This is a genomic window from Pseudomonas sp. MEJ086, from assembly GCF_030209025.1.
Lineage (GTDB): Bacteria > Pseudomonadota > Gammaproteobacteria > Pseudomonadales > Pseudomonadaceae > Aquipseudomonas > Aquipseudomonas fulva_A.
On sequence record NZ_JARVSV010000033.1, the window covers coordinates 59121 to 72946 of the forward strand.

The 13826-nt window shown below is 66.1% G+C and carries 15 protein-coding genes; 2 read left to right on the top strand and 13 right to left on the bottom strand.

Annotation, left to right across the window (positions count from 1 at the left end; all coding sequences use genetic code 11):
* From QRN22_RS20915 to QRN22_RS20925, 3 genes are all read right to left on the bottom strand, one after another.
* Positions 1-321: a hypothetical protein gene (locus QRN22_RS20915; protein ID WP_373565160.1), complete on the bottom strand. Its 321-nt coding sequence runs from the start codon at positions 319-321 to the stop codon at positions 1-3.
* A gap of 102 nt (positions 322-423) precedes the next feature.
* Entirely contained in the window at positions 424-627 is a 204-nt protein-coding gene (locus QRN22_RS20920; protein WP_042556771.1) for a hypothetical protein, read from the bottom strand.
* A 39-nt stretch (positions 628-666) separates the two neighbouring features.
* A complete protein-coding gene (locus QRN22_RS20925) occupies positions 667-1296 on the bottom strand; it encodes a type III secretion protein (protein WP_231570254.1) in 630 nt (209 codons plus the stop codon).
* 108 nt (positions 1297-1404) lie between these two features.
* Between QRN22_RS20925 and QRN22_RS20930 the strand changes: the two genes are divergently transcribed.
* Entirely contained in the window at positions 1405-2214 is an 810-nt protein-coding gene (locus QRN22_RS20930) for a tetratricopeptide repeat protein (RefSeq protein WP_231570253.1), read from the top strand.
* Between the two features lie 26 nt (positions 2215-2240).
* Here QRN22_RS20930 and QRN22_RS20935 read toward each other — a convergent pair whose 3' ends face one another.
* From QRN22_RS20935 to QRN22_RS20965, 7 genes are all read right to left on the bottom strand, one after another.
* Positions 2241-2636, bottom strand: a complete 396-nt coding sequence (locus QRN22_RS20935) for a hypothetical protein (RefSeq protein WP_231570252.1) — start codon at positions 2634-2636, stop codon at positions 2241-2243.
* A 14-nt stretch (positions 2637-2650) separates the two neighbouring features.
* On the bottom strand, positions 2651-3907 hold the full coding sequence (locus QRN22_RS20940; RefSeq protein ID WP_042556815.1) for a type II and III secretion system protein family protein: 1257 nt from the start codon (positions 3905-3907) through the stop codon (positions 2651-2653).
* 17 nt (positions 3908-3924) lie between these two features.
* Positions 3925-6066: a type III secretion system export apparatus subunit SctV gene (sctV, locus tag QRN22_RS20945; protein WP_042556769.1), complete on the bottom strand. Its 2142-nt coding sequence runs from the start codon at positions 6064-6066 to the stop codon at positions 3925-3927.
* Complete coding sequence (sctY, locus tag QRN22_RS20950) at positions 6063-6404, bottom strand: type III secretion apparatus assembly chaperone SctY (protein WP_042556768.1); 342 nt, start codon at positions 6402-6404, stop codon at positions 6063-6065. Before sctY ends, sctV begins: the two co-directional genes overlap by 4 nt.
* A complete protein-coding gene (locus QRN22_RS20955) occupies positions 6401-6772 on the bottom strand; it encodes a hypothetical protein (protein WP_042556767.1) in 372 nt (123 codons plus the stop codon). The genes sctY and QRN22_RS20955 overlap by 4 nt, the downstream gene beginning before the upstream one ends.
* A gap of 1 nt (position 6773) precedes the next feature.
* Positions 6774-7724, bottom strand: a complete 951-nt coding sequence (locus QRN22_RS20960) for a SctD/MshK family protein (RefSeq protein WP_042556766.1) — start codon at positions 7722-7724, stop codon at positions 6774-6776.
* 159 nt (positions 7725-7883) lie between these two features.
* Positions 7884-8045 carry a hypothetical protein gene (locus QRN22_RS20965; RefSeq protein ID WP_179539244.1) on the bottom strand — a complete coding sequence of 54 codons (162 nt, stop codon included), beginning with the start codon at positions 8043-8045 and terminating at the stop codon, positions 7884-7886.
* A gap of 252 nt (positions 8046-8297) precedes the next feature.
* Between QRN22_RS20965 and QRN22_RS20970 the strand changes: the two genes are divergently transcribed.
* Positions 8298-8777, top strand: coding sequence for a MarR family winged helix-turn-helix transcriptional regulator (locus QRN22_RS20970; RefSeq protein WP_042556765.1), 480 nt, complete (start codon positions 8298-8300; stop codon positions 8775-8777).
* Positions 8778-8840: 63 nt separating this feature from the next.
* Here the strand turns inward: QRN22_RS20970 and QRN22_RS20975 are convergent, their stop codons facing one another.
* The 3 genes from QRN22_RS20975 to QRN22_RS20985 are packed head-to-tail and all read right to left on the bottom strand — an operon-like array spanning position 8841 to position 13717.
* Entirely contained in the window at positions 8841-10580 is a 1740-nt protein-coding gene (locus tag QRN22_RS20975) for an acyl-CoA dehydrogenase (protein WP_042556764.1), read from the bottom strand.
* Between the two features lie 30 nt (positions 10581-10610).
* A complete protein-coding gene (locus QRN22_RS20980) occupies positions 10611-11849 on the bottom strand; it encodes a thiolase family protein (protein ID WP_042556763.1) in 1239 nt (412 codons plus the stop codon).
* The gene (locus QRN22_RS20985; protein WP_042556762.1) at positions 11846-13717 is read right to left on the bottom strand and encodes a feruloyl-CoA synthase; all 1872 of its coding nucleotides are present in this window, start codon (positions 13715-13717) and stop codon (positions 11846-11848) included. The genes QRN22_RS20980 and QRN22_RS20985 overlap by 4 nt, the downstream gene beginning before the upstream one ends.
* Positions 13718-13826: the final 109 nt, after the last annotated feature.

Consider the following 13826-nt stretch of genomic DNA (forward strand, 5'->3'; position numbering starts at 1 on the left):
TCACTGGCCCCTTAGCAGGGTGTTGGCAGAGCCGGAAATCTGCGTGGCGCCACGCACCACCATCTGGGTTTCGATGGAGTAATCGAAGACCCGGCTGAGGGAGCCGACCAGCCGGTCGATCTGCTGTTCGTTGACCTTGCCCGGCTCGACACCAGCGCCCTTGTCCACCGGCGAGCTGCTGACGTAGGGCGTGCGCTCCACTGCCGCTGCGTCGGAGAAACCCCGTGAGCGGTCGATGAAACCGTTGAGGCGCTCCATCAGGTTCTCACCAATCTGGTTCGGGCTGGCGCCCTGCGGCATGCCCTTGGCCTGGTTGGCCATGTGCTCGAACAGGTTCTGCGAGACCTGGGCGACATCCTGACCAGCGGCCGAGGGGGCCGCTGTGGCGACTGCTGCGCTGACTGTCATGGCCGATCCCCGTGATTATTCTTCGTCGTCCGCGGTGGCTTCCTTGAGGATCTCCTGAGCCCGCGGCATGACGATGAACTGACCACCGAGGATGACCGCCTGGGTGATCATGTCGTTGGTGAGTTCGTCCTCGGCCTGGGCGTTTTCCAACGCCTGGTCGAATTCGGCCTCGGGGGTGTTCTCTACCGCGGTGTTGCCATCTACCGAGCTGACTGCCATGGAATCTCTCCTTTCACCTGGATGTTGAAAAGCTACCTGCTATTGGTCCGCACCCTTGACCACCTGGATGCCGGCACTACCGCGAAACACCCGCACCCCCCGCTCGCGAACCACCTCGGGCTCCGCCACCACCGGGCTCTGCAGCTGATCGATACGTTGCTGAACCAGCGCCATATAGGGCGGCGGCCCGGAAATCAGCATGCCGTCACCGTGAAAACTGCTGCGCAGAGACAGGTGCTTGCCTGCCACGCCCAGCTCGTCCAGGGAGCTCTGCAACTCGTCGAGCTGAAAACCGCTGGGTTCGAACTGGCGAATCTCGATCTCTTCCTCACTGTTCACGTGCAGCATGTTGCCGTCGAAGAACCAGGTCAGGCCGCTGTTGCCACACAGCGCATCGAGAAACTCGCCAGCGCTGGAAGCACGCAGATTGCTCTGTGCACGCCCCTTGATCCGGTTGGAAATCGCCATCGGCAGACCGAGGTTGCGCCCGAAGGCCTCCAGCGCACTGCGCAGATCCTGATTGATCACCACGTAGGCATAGGGCCGCTCGTACCACTGCGGCATCGCCTCGGCGCGCGCCAGCCCCGCACTGCCCGCCAGCAACAGCAGCGACAGCGCCAGGCCGCGCCTGACGGAGCCACTATCGGCGCAGGCAGGGCGATGAAACAACCGCCGGCCGGCAACAATCACAAGATTTCGCAGCCGCTTCACATACCCCGCCGAAGATGGCTCTATAGAATGCCCAGCACGTGCCGGATCAACCCAGGAGCAGCGCCTTTGCCGTCGATTTCCCCCCGCCACTTCGTGCTGCTCGCCAGCTTCGCCCTGCTGGGCGCCTGCAGCAGCAACGCGCCCAGCAATCCATCCGCGCCAGCGAGCGATGACGCCTACCAACGCCTGATGAAATTGGCCAATGACGTCGAGGCGCGTGGTGACCGTGGTACCGCCGCAACGCTGTATCAGCGTGCCGCCGAACAACCCGGCGCCGGTTTCGAAGCCTGGCAGCGACTGGGCCGCGCGCGGCTGGACAGCGGCAATACCCGGGGTGCTGAAGAGGCGTACCAGAAAGCCGTCGCGCTGGAGCCGGACAACCCAGCGGGCCTGCTCGGCCTGGGCACCGCGCAGCTGCGCCTGGGTTACCCGGAGCGCGCCCAGCCCCTGCTCGCCAGTGCCGCCGAGCAATTGCCCAACGATGCCCAGGCGTTCGCCCGCCTGGGTGCCGCCGAAGCGCAACTGGGCAATATCGCCGCCATGCAGCGTGCCTTCGCCACCGCGCGCAAGCTGGCTCCCGGCGATCTCGATGCGCGCAGCAACCTGGCGCTGGCCTACGCCCTCAATGGCGACAGTGCCAATGCGCTGCGCGAGATCGACGGCATCGATCGCGCGCCAACCGCTCAGTTGCGCCATCAGCGCAACGCGCTGCTGGTCCAGGTGCTGGCTGGCGAGCGCGGCAAACCGGCCAGCGTGCAGCTCGACGACACCAGCGCGGCCAAGCGCCAGGCGCTGATCGCCGAAGCCCGGCGCATCGCTGCCATCAGTGACCCCGCCGAACGGGCACGGGCCCTGGGGCTGAGCGCTGGGAGATAAAAGTGGCGACCGCGTGATCGCCTGGCTCATTGCCCACCCCCGGTATCGCTCTGCGCCGCCTGCTCCTGCCGGCGACGGCGCTTCTCGTCGGTTTCGAAGCCTTCCAGATACGACTGAGCTGCCCGGCCCACCGGCGCGGCCAGCGTCGGCCCCGTCTGTCTGCCGCGCAGCAGATCACCGCGGCGCTCGACCATCTGCAGCAGATTGGCGTTGTTGGCGCAGCCAGGCGGCAGTGGCAGCAGCTCACGCTCGTCGACCGGCTGACCCTCCTCACTGACGCGACGGCAGGCATCCGGCACCAGCAAGGTCTGGCCGTTGGCGTCGACGAGGGTCTGGTAGCCGTGGGAATAGCTCGGCGCCTGCAGTTCCGTCTGGCAGGCGCCAAGCAGCAGGCAGGTGGACAGCACGCTCAGACGCGTCATCGCGATACCCCCGTTCATTGCACGTGGAACCCGAAGGAGCTGCTGCGCGCCGGTGCATCGGCACGTGCCCCGAGGGTGCGATCGAGGGGCGTGAGCATGGCTTGGGTCTGCACCGGCTCGACCAGATAGGGCGTGATCAGGATCACCAGCTCGGTTTCGTTCTGCTGGAAGCGCTTGGAGCGGAACAGGTTGCCGAGGATCGGCATGTCACCGAGCAGCGGGACTTTCTCCAGATCCTGAGCGTTCTCCCGCTGGAACAGGCCGGCGATGGCGAAGGTTTGCCCGCTGCCCACCTCAACACGGGTATCGGCGCGGCGCACACGGAACGACGGCACGCGGAACCCGGACACCTCCAGCGTGCTGCCGCCCATCAGGCTGCTGACTTCCGGACGCACCTGCAGGCCGATACGGTCATTGGGCAATAGTGTCGGGCTGAACAGCAGCGACACACCGTAGGATTTGTACTCGACGCCCACCAGATCGCTGTTCACCGGCACCGGCACCGGCACTTCGCCGCCCGCCAGGAAGCTCGCCGTTTCACCGGTCATGGCGGTGATGTTGGGCTCGGCGAGAATCTCCAGCACGCCGTTGCTCTGCAGCGCCTCAAGCACGGTATCGATATTGAAGTTGCCGCTGTCCAGGCCTACGCCGATCAGGTTGGAGGCGCCCGCGGCAGCCTCCGCCGCCAGATTGCCTCCGGTGAGCAGGCCGAACGAGAAGGTGCCGTTGTTGAACAGCGCGTTCCAGCTCACCCCGTAACGCAGCAGCTCTTCGCGGGACACTTCGGCGAAGCGTACGCGAATGTTCACCTGCGCCGACCCCGGGTAGGTCGCGGTATTCACCGCGCCCTGCCATTCCTGCCCGGTAGGGTCGAGCATGGCATTGAGGTCCAGCGCCTCGCCGACGCTGCTGACCTGGCCGCGGGCCGCCAGGCGGTTGCCCACGCCTTTCACTTCGGTAGCGCTTTGCGGATGGCGGCTGCGCAGCGCGCTGCTGATCGGTCGACCATTGCTGCCGACGTTGATCTGCAGCGAGGCGATCTCTCGCTCGTCGCTGCCCAGGGCCACCAGCGTGGTGTGCCCGGCACGCTTGCCGAACAGGTAGATGACGCCAGGCGACACCACCTGCAGGTCGGCGACGCCAGGCTCGGCGACCATCACCACATCCACCGGCTCGGCGAAGCGCATGATGCGCCCCTCCCCCGTCGCCAGGTCGATGCTGCCTCCTGACGGTGACTGCGCCACGGCCAGCAACGGCATGCAGCAGAGCATCAGCAATAGCCCGCGCATCATGTGGCACCTGCCAGAGCAGCAGGTGCGGGCTCGTTTCTTTCCGCCCGCGAGGTGGCCGGTGAGCCGATCACCTTGATCGCCTGCAGGCTGTATTCCGGAGCCAGTTCGGTAAAGGACAGCACGGCCATCTCCAGTTCGTCACGAATGCACAGGCGCAGGATCCGGCGGCGTAGCTCGGGGTGTACCACCAGGGTCGGTTTGATCTGTTCGGGGAGTTGCGCACACTGCTGACGCAGTGCCTTGAGCAGACCGCGGGTGGCCTCCCGGGCACGGATTTCACCGCGGCCGGTGTCTTGCTGGCGCGCCGCCTCCAGCAACTGAGCCTCCAGGGCCGAGCCCAGCACGAAGGCGGCGATCACCCGCTTTTCATCGGCATGCTGATGGCTGATCTGGCGGGCCAGCGCGGTACGCAGGTGGTCGCTGAAACGCCCGACGTCACCTTCGCGGCCCCCCCACTCGACCATCGCTTCGAGCAGCGCACGGCGATTGCGGATCGATACCCCTTCGGCGACCAGCCGACGCAGGGCATCGGCGACACGCTGCAGGGGCACGGCACGCAGGGCTTCCTTGACCAGTTCGCCATGGCTCTCCTCCAGATGGGCGAGCAACTGACGGGTTTCCTGGATACCGAGAAAGTCCCCGGCGTAGCGGCGCAGGGTGCGCGCCATCACGTCGCGAAGAATTTCATCCGGGCGCAGGTAGACGATGCCCGCATCGCTCAGCTCGGCCTGGTGCTCGCCAGGGATCCACAGGCCCGGGCGGCTGCTCAGCGGCGAGGCGCGCTCCTCGCCCTGAATGTCGAGCAGTTGCAGATGCACGGGGTCGTCGCGCAGCAGTACCTGGGCAGGATTCAGGTCGCCCTGATCCACCGGCACACCCTCCAGTTCGACCCGGTAGCTGCCCGTTGCAGCGGCCATGTCGACCCGCACCGACGGCATCGGAAATTCGATGCCCAGCTCGTTGTGCAGATCGTGGCAGAGCACCTCGAGGCGCTGCTTGAAGGGCTGCAGAGGCACCACCTCGGCCAGCCCAGGACCGATGGACAGCAGCACGCGGGAGTCGGCGGTGGCGGGAGAGGCCTCGGCTTCGCCTTCGGGCTCGACCTCCACAGCAGCCGCTTCGACCACCTCGGCCGCGCACGCCTCGGCTTCCTGCTCGCGGCGCTGGCGACGCATCAGCATCCAGGCGCACAGCCCCAGCACCGCCGACAGGCCGAGAAAAACCGGCGCCGGGAAGCCAGGGATGAAGGCGACGGCAGCCAGGATCAGCGCCGTGAGCGTAAGGGCCCGCTGGCTATTGCCCATCTGGCGGATGATCTCGGTACCCAGGTCGGCCTGCTCGGCCTCGTTGTTGACCCGGGTAACCACGGTACCGGCCGCCACGGCGATCAGCAGGGCCGGGATCTGCGCGATCAGCCCGTCGCCCACGGTGAGCAGCGAGTAGGTGTGCCCGGCCTCGGCGAAGGACATGCCACGCGACAGCATGCCGATCAGCAGGCCGCCAATCAGGTTGACGAAGAGAATCACCAGGCCGGCGATGGCGTCGCCTTTGACGAACTTCATCGAGCCGTCCATGGCGCCGAACAGCTGGCTCTCGCGCTGCAGATCGGAACGTCGACGACGGGCCTCGCCGGCATCGATATCGCCGTTGCGCAGGTCGTTGTCGATGCTCATCTGCTTGCCAGGCATGGCATCCAGGCTGAAACGCGCCGCCACCTCGGCGACCCGCTCGGCGCCTTTGGTGATCACCACGAACTGCGCCACGGTGATGATCAGGAAGATCACCAGACCGACCACCACTTCGCCGGCGATGACGAATTTGCCGAAGGCTTCGATGATGTGCCCGGCATCGCCGTGCAGCAGAATCAGCCGCGTGGTGCTGATCGACAGAGCCAGCCGGAACAGGGTGCTGAGCAGGATCAGCGCTGGCAGCGCAGACAGCTCCAGCGGCTTGCTGATGTAGAACGCGACGATCAGCACGAGGATGCTGAGGGCGATGCTGATGCCGATCAGGGTGTCGACCAGGTAGGTCGGCAGCGGGATGATCATCATCACGATGGCCATCATCATGAAGGCGACGATCACCACCTCGGTACGTTGCGCGGCCATGCCCGCCAGGGCGCTGAGACGCGCCATCATGCGTCACGCTCCTGGCGCAGTTGCCGGTAGCGAGTGAAACAGGCGCGGGCCTCGGTGTACTGGCCGCAGCTCCACAGGGCACGGCTGCGCAATAGCAGCCAGGCTGCCGACTCGCCCTGCAGCGCATGCAGGCGATCCAGAGTGCGCAGCGCCCGCTCGCCATCGCCGATGGCGGTGAAGGCCGCAGCCAGGCGGGCCAGCAACACCTGGTCGTCAGGGTTCAGTTGCACGGCCAGCAGCAACAGCACCAGCGCGCGCTGCCCCTGACCAACCCGCAGATAGAGATCGCCCAGGCCTTGCAACAGCTTGGCGGCATCATGATCGTCGCGCTGCATCATTCCCCCGTCTCGGTTTCGACCCGCTGCCGGTCCAGTGCCTGACGGGTGTCGAGCTCTTCACGGACGAGGGCCATGGCCAGCGTTCTGGTTTCGCCGTCGAGCGGCAGCGTCGGCAGGATGCGTTCGAGAATGTCCTCGAGAATTTCCGCGGGCCGCGAACCGGCGAACAGCCCCGGTTCCACACCAGCGGCCAGCTCCAGCGCCTGCAGGTCATCCTGTACCGATGGCAGAGGTGGCGTGCGCGGCAGGCTGGGCTGGCGGACGGCCGGTGGCGGCGTGGGTGATGCGGGGGACAGCTCGCTCGGACGCGTCCGAACATCCGACGCTGCGTCCGCTGGAGCTAACGGGGCGCGTGAATCGATCTTCATGCTAGCCCTCAGGCACTGGCGAAGGTCCGAGCGTGAGGGCGAAACGCTCGTCACCGAGCGCCAGCACCACCTGGCCATCCTCGATACGCTCGAGCTTCCAGCCACCTTCGAGGGGGGCACCGGGGTACAGGCGCGCACCTGATGCGTTGATCACGTAGGGGTTGTCGCCGAACCACACGGCCTGAAAATTGACCCGGGGGCGGGCGGCGTTTTCGCGTACGCTGACATCACCGCGCAGTACGTATTGGCGCCCGTAACGGCCATCGAAGTACTGCTGCAGGGCCAGCCAGTCCTGCTCCTGGCCAGGCTCCACGGTGCCGCTGACGCGCAACTGCCCGGCACTGGCGTCCAGTTTGAGGTTGTTCAGCCCGGCGGCCTTGGCCTGGCTGGCCAGATCGGCGCGGGCCAGTTGCAATGACGCGGCCCTGGGCACTTGCGCTGGCTGCTCCTCGGCGATCGTCAGCCGCTGCAGCGACTCGGGTTCCGCGGCGTACATCGGGGAGTCGCGCAGCATCGCCAGGGCGCCCGCGCAGATGAACATGAACAGCGCGGCGATGGCCCATTGCGCCTTGCCGTACCACACGGGGTTGGCAGCCGTGCCACGCTGCGGCATGGCGAGACGCAGGGTGGCGTCGCCGACGCGGATATCCACAGGCAGTCGACCGCGGTAGCCGTGCCCGCGCGCGATCATGGTTTCACGCCCGCCGCGGATCACCCGTACGTCGCCGCCGGTGGCCTCCACGCCGACGTGGCGGGCACTGAAGCGCAGGGTCAGGTGACGCTCCGCAACCCCGGCGTCACGCAGCATCAGGTTCGCCGCAGCGCCACTGCCGATGCTGTACACCGCTTCATCGAGCGACAGGGAAACGCCACGGTGGATGCCGGCGGTCACATCCAGACGGGGCAGGTCGCCGCTGTTCGGCAGGACGGAACTAGAGGCTATCGCAGTCATATGACTCACCGGGTTCGCGGCTCGCGCCTGGGCTCAGGGATTGCACTATCGAACGACGCATCGGGCCAGAACGGCTCGACCACGCACTCGATGGAAAAGATGCCGATAACGGCGCAGACACAGGTTGCAGGCGACGCCGAGCGCCGCCTGCAGCCCGGGTCAGTTCTGCGGACGCTGCTTGGTCGCGTCGAGCTCGGCTTTCTTGGCCGTGGTGATCTCGGTGATCTTGGCGGACTTCTCGATCGCCATATCGAATACTGCGGACATCTTGTCGATGGCGGCGTCTGAGTTGCCACTGTTTACTGCAGGAGTCTCAGCCATGGGATATCTCCGAACGGTTCTAAGGGTAATTGGCGGCACCACCAGCGGTGATGGCCGGTTTCAGGAAAACCACCTCGGTGAGCGGGCTTTCCTGCAACGACTCGAAGACTAGGGAGGGATGACCGAGCGGTGTTGTTAAAGGTTGTTAAAGCTTGTTGAGCAGCGCTTAACGAATGTGCAGAACCGCGCCACTGGCCAGCTGCAGCACGAGCATGCAAAATGCTTAACACGCTTAACCGAAGAAGAGCCCCCATGAGCAGCCCCTCCAGTCAGATCGATACCGCTCCAGGCACCTCGCACGGGGCCGATGCCCTCAGCGACAACTGGCTGGACACGCTGGTCGGCTACGCCCTGCGCCGCGCCCAGTTGAAAGTGTTCCAGCATCTGGTGGGCAATCTCGCCGAACATGACCTGCGCCCTGCACAATTCACCGCCATGGTGATCATCGACAACGAGCCCGGCCTCATGCAGGCGGATCTGGCCCGCCAGCTTGCCATCGAACCGCCGCAACTGGTGCCTCTGCTCAACAAGCTGGAAACCCGCGGCCTGGCGCAGCGCGTACGGGGCGTGCAGGACAAGCGCGCCTACGGGGTGTTCCTCACCAAGGCCGGGCTGACCCTGCTGGAGCAGCTCAAAGCCGTCGCCGTGGCCAGCGACGATGCCGCCACCGCCGCCCTCGACGAAGATGAGCGCGTGCAATTGCTGCACCTGCTGCGCAAGGTCAATGGCTAAGCGCAGCGTCGAGCGGCAAGGCTCGCGTTGCCTGTCGACACGCTGCAGGTGCTTGCACCTGGCTCAGTGCAGAAAGGCCAACGGCGCACGGGCGGCCTCGATTCGCGCGATACGCAGGTCGATTTCCGGCAACAGATAGCTGAAGAAGAACGCCGCGCTATCGAGCTTTTCCTGATACCCGGCATCCTCCGTCAGCAGCGTGCGCGCCAGGCGTGCCGAACGCGCCCAGGCATGGGCCAGCAGTGCCCAGCCCATCAGATGGAGAAAGTCACCGGCGATCCGGTAGGGATATTCAGCGTCGCCCTCGACGCCTTCACGGATCCGTAGCAAGACCCCGCGCAGCGTGCTGCACAGGTCATTCAACAGCCCGGCGTACGCACCGCCAGCGGCACTCTCCTCGTCGAACAGTGCGAGCAGTTCGGTGAAGGCCAGGCCCTGATCGGCGAGCACCTTGCGCAGCAGCAGATCGTTGGCCTGAATCTCGTTGCTGCCTTCGTAGATCATGGCGATACGGCTATCGCGCAGGGTCTGCTCGACGGCGTACTCGCCGATGTAGCCGTAACCACCGAAGACCTGCAGCGCCTCGCTGGCCAGGTGAAAGCCCTGATCGGTGAAGAATGCCTTGATGACTGGCGTCAGCAGACCCGCCAGGCGCTGAGCCTGCTGGCGCGTCGGCTCGGCGACGGCGTGCTCGGCCTGGTCCAGCAGATGCGCCCCCCAGTAACCGATGACCCGCAGACCCTGGCTGACCGTGCGCAGGCGCAGCAGGGCCAGACGCATGGCCGGGTGGTAATGGATCGGGTCGGCGCCAGCAGCAGCCACCCCGGCAGGGCGCGCCGGTGCCCGCATCTGCTGACGCTGACGGGCGTAATCCGCGGCGTTCTGCCAGGCGGCCTCGGCATGCCCAAGGCCCTGCAGACCGACGTGCAGGCGCGCCGAGTTCATCATCACGAAGATCGCCGCCAGCCCGCGATGCGCCTCACCGATCAACCACCCCTGGGCGCCGTCGAAATTCAGCGAACAGGTGGCGCTGCCCTTGATGCCCATCTTGTGCTCGATGCCGTCACAACGCAGGGCATTGCGCTGGCCATCCTTCAGGTACTTGGGCACCAGAAACAGCGAAATGCCTCGGCTGCCGGCTGGCGCATCCGGCAGCCGGGCCAGCACCAGATGCAGGATATCGTCGGTCAGGTCGTGCTCGCCGCCGGAGATGAACAGCTTGCTGCCGGTGATCCGGTAACTGCCATCCGCATGGGCTTCGGCTCGGCAACGCAGCAAGCCGACATCGCTGCCGGCCTGCGGCTCGGTCAGGCACATGGTCGGCAGCGCCTGCCCGGATACGACGGCTTCCAGGTAGCGTGCCTTGATGCCCTCCGGCGCGTGGGCCTGCAGACACAGGTAGGCACCATGGGCGATGCCGGTGTACATGGCCCAGGCGTGGTTGCTGGCGTAGAGCATTTCCTGCAGCGCTGCGTCGAGCAACTGCGGCAAGCCCTGGCCACCATGGGCGGGGTCACAGGCCAGCGCCGGCCAACCGCCCTCCACGAATGCGCGGTAGGCGTCCGCGAATCCCTCGGGCGTGCTCACCTCGCCATCGTGCCAGCGGCAACCCTGACGATCGCCGCTGCCGTTCAGGGGCGCCAGCACGCCTGAACTGAAGCGCCCGGCTTCCTCCAGCACCTGCAGCGCCAACGGCAGATCGACGTCAGCGAAAGACGGCAGCTCGGCCCAGGCCGCAGGTGCCTGCAGCCAGTGTTCGAGAACGAATTGCATATCGCGCAGAGGCGCTTGGTAATGCCACATGAAGCACCTCGCAAAGTACCGGTTGAAACCTCAAGGCCGATAGCCTGGGTTCTCGATCAGCAGCGCCATGCCCTGTCCACCACCAATGCAGGCAGCGGCGATGCCGTAACGTAGATTGGCGTCGCGCAGCTGCCGTGCCAGGGTCATCACCAAACGCAGGCCGGTAGCGGCCAGTGGGTGGCCAAGAGCGATGGAGCCGCCGCGTTGATTCAGACGCGAAGGATCCAGCTCCAGCACCTGACTGACCGCTAGTACCTGGGCGCCCTGAGCCTCGTTGATTTCCAGCAGACCGATCTCATCGAGCCTCAGGCCGCTGCGCTTCAGCAATAGCTGGATGGCGGGCGCGGGGCCGATGCCCATGATCTCCGGCGCCACGCCGATCACGCTGGCAGCGCGCAGCAGCGCCAGAGGCGAGCGCGTGCAGTCGCACGCGCGGCCGACCAGGGCCGCCGCCGCGCCATCTACCACCGCGCAGCTGTTGCCAGCGGTCTGCACACCGTTGGGATGAATGGCATTCAAGCGGGCCAGCGCCTCGGCATCGGTAGGCCGTGGATGACTATCCTGCGCCACGTCGGCAACCCGCCTGGGCAGTTGAATGCCGCGCGTCTGATAGCCATCCAGTTCAAAGCGCTCATTGCCGACGGCGACGATCTCTTCGGCCAGCCAGCCACCGTCGCGAGCCTGCAGGGCTCGCTGGTGACTGCTCAGCGCATAGGCATCCACCTGCTCGCGGCTGATGCCATAGTCATGGGCCAGGCGTTCTGCGGTGGCGATCATGTCCACGCCTGGGGCCGGGTCGTAAAGGGCCTCCCAGAGGAAATCCTTGAACTCCACCGCTGCGCCAAGGCGAAACCCTGCGCGGTGTGCATAGGCGACGATGGGGTTGCGCGACATGGACTCGGCGCCCACGCACAGTGCCAGTTGCACACCGTCACGCAACTGCGTGCCGGCCTGGCGCAACAGCTCCAGGCCGGTGCCGCAGATCCGCTGCAAGGCCAGAGCAGGCACCTGTCGTGGCACGCCACTGTAGAGGCCGACATGCCTTGGCAGCAGGTAGGCGTCGAAACTGGCCTGGGCCATGGAGCCGGCCAGCACGCTGTCTACCGCGCCTGGCTCGAGACCTGCTCGTGCCAGCACGGCGCGCCCGACCTTGATGCCCAGATCGATGGGCGAGACCTGGGCCAGCGCCCCATTGAGGTCGACCCAGGGCGTGCGCACCGCCTCGATGATCGCGACATCGTCGAAGCCGGTGAACTGCCCGCCGTTCACGAACCCGTCTCGGCCCGCAGGATCGAATCGTCCTGCCCGCGATACAGCGCTTCGACCTTATCGGCACGCCACTGCAATACGGCACGTTGGTTGAGCGAGCCCTTGTCGGTGATCTCGCCACGGTCGATGGAAGGCGCCTGGTCCATCAGCGCGAGCCACTCCAGACGTGTGGCATTACCGGTCGCTTCACGGTTGAGACGCTGCAGCCAGCCGGCGAACCAGTCGCGCACCCCGGCACTGGACAGCACCTCGGCATCGCTGGCAACGGCATCCAGCCCGGCCAGCTGCCGGCACTCGTGCAGGCGCGGGAACACCAGCAGCCCCAGGCATTCGCGATCCGGCGCGGCGACCACCACGTCCTGCACGTAGGGCGAGCCTTCGAGCACTGCGCGGTTACGCAACGGGCCGACGCTGACGAACACCCCGGAAGACAGCTTGAAGTCTTCGGCGATACGCCCGTCGAACATCAGGCCGAGCTGCGGATCTGCCGGATCGGCCAGCTTGAGGGCGTCACCGGAACAGTAGAACCCTTCCTCGTCGAACACCTCCTCGCTCTGCTGCGGAGCACGCCAGTAGCCGGGCATGATGTGCGGCCCGCGGAAACGACCTTCCAGCTTGCCGTCAGCCGGTACCAGACGCACTTCACAGCCCGGCGCCGGCAGGCCGATGTAGCCGGCCATGGACAGCGGTCCGGTGGTGAAGGTGCAGGACGGCGCGGCCTCGGTCATGCCCAGCCCGGCCATCATGCGGATACGTTCGCCACAGTGCTGCTCGGCGACCCGATCGAGGCGGTCCCAGACACTCTGCGACAGCCCGGCAGCGGCGAAGAAGAACAGTTTGATGCGGGCGAAGAAGGTCTCGCGCAGGGCGGCGTCCTGTTCCAGTGCACTGACCAGCTCTTCCCAGCCCTTGGGTACGGTGAGGTAGGCAGTGGGCGAAATCTCTCGCAGGTTGCGCAGGGTTTCGGCCATGCCCTGGGGCGTGGGCTTGCCTTCGTCGAGGTAGAAGGTGCCGCCGTTGTAGAGCACGATACCCAGGTTATGGCTGCCACCGAAGGTGTGGTTCCAGGGTAGCCAGTCGACCAGTATCGGTGGCTCTTCGCCGAACACCGGAAAGGTCTGCAGGAGCATCTGCTGATTGGCGCAGAGCATGCGCTGGGTGGTGACCACCGCCTTGGGCAGCTTGGTCGAACCGGAGGTGAAGAGAAACTTGGCGATGCTGTCCGGCCCGGTGGCCGCGAATGCCGCCTCGGCTTCGGCACCACCTGGCTGTTCCAGCAGGCTGGCGAAGCGGAGGCAATGCCGGCCGTGGACTTCACCGCGTACGGCAATCACCGGCACATCGCCTGGGATCACCGCTTCGATGGCGCGCTGGAACGGCTGGCTATCGGCGACGAACACCAGCCCGGGGCGCAGCAGATCGCAGACGTGGCGCAGCTTGGCGTAGTCCTGGGAGAGCAGCGAGTAGGCCGGCGATACCGGGCAATAGGGGATGCCCGCGTACATCGCGCCGAGGGCGATCTGCAGATGTTCCAGGCCATTGCCGGAGAGGATCGCCAGCGGCCGTTCGGCGCTCAGGCCGAAGCCCAGCAGGCTTTGCGCGATGGCGCGCACCTGGCCGAGCATCTGTGCATAGCTGGTGTGCTGCCAGGCACCCGCACTGTCGCGCACGGCCAGGAAGGTCTGCTGCGGGCGCACCTCGGCCCAGTGCAGCAGACGATCGAGCAGGCGCTCGGGTAGCGGCGCCAACGGCTCCAGCGAACGCATGTGGAGAATGCCCTTGCGCTCACTGACTTCCACGGCCGGATGGCCGATGGAAACCTGGCGATAACGCGGTCTGATATCGGAGTTCACCTTGCGTTTCTCCATTCGGGCGGATCGGTCCGCCACTGTTGTTCTTGTTTTCTTCTGTCGCGCCGCCGCCCCGCTGAAAGGACGGCAGGCAGACGCAGCCAGGCAGGTACGGTATTGGACCGGC

What these genes read in the sequence shown, in the direction of transcription:
- QRN22_RS20935 (WP_231570252.1), bottom strand. Translation starts at nt 2,636, where the DNA reads ATGACGCGTCTGAGCGTGCTGTCCACCTGCCTGCTGCTTGGCGCCTGC.
- QRN22_RS20940 (WP_042556815.1), bottom strand. Translation starts at nt 3,907, where the DNA reads ATGCTCTGCTGCATGCCGTTGCTGGCCGTGGCGCAGTCACCGTCAGGA.
- QRN22_RS20915 (WP_373565160.1), bottom strand. Translation starts at nt 321, where the DNA reads ATGGCCAACCAGGCCAAGGGCATGCCGCAGGGCGCCAGCCCGAACCAG.
- QRN22_RS20965 (WP_179539244.1), bottom strand. Translation starts at nt 8,045, where the DNA reads ATGGCTGAGACTCCTGCAGTAAACAGTGGCAACTCAGACGCCGCCATC.
- QRN22_RS20960 (WP_042556766.1), bottom strand. Translation starts at nt 7,724, where the DNA reads ATGACTGCGATAGCCTCTAGTTCCGTCCTGCCGAACAGCGGCGACCTG.
- QRN22_RS20955 (WP_042556767.1), bottom strand. Translation starts at nt 6,772, where the DNA reads ATGAAGATCGATTCACGCGCCCCGTTAGCTCCAGCGGACGCAGCGTCG.
- sctY (WP_042556768.1), bottom strand. Translation starts at nt 6,404, where the DNA reads ATGATGCAGCGCGACGATCATGATGCCGCCAAGCTGTTGCAAGGCCTG.
- QRN22_RS20970 (WP_042556765.1), top strand. Translation starts at nt 8,298, where the DNA reads ATGAGCAGCCCCTCCAGTCAGATCGATACCGCTCCAGGCACCTCGCAC.
- QRN22_RS20975 (WP_042556764.1), bottom strand. Translation starts at nt 10,580, where the DNA reads ATGTGGCATTACCAAGCGCCTCTGCGCGATATGCAATTCGTTCTCGAA.
- QRN22_RS20920 (WP_042556771.1), bottom strand. Translation starts at nt 627, where the DNA reads ATGGCAGTCAGCTCGGTAGATGGCAACACCGCGGTAGAGAACACCCCC.
- QRN22_RS20985 (WP_042556762.1), bottom strand. Translation starts at nt 13,717, where the DNA reads ATGGAGAAACGCAAGGTGAACTCCGATATCAGACCGCGTTATCGCCAG.
- sctV (WP_042556769.1), bottom strand. Translation starts at nt 6,066, where the DNA reads ATGATGGCGCGTCTCAGCGCCCTGGCGGGCATGGCCGCGCAACGTACC.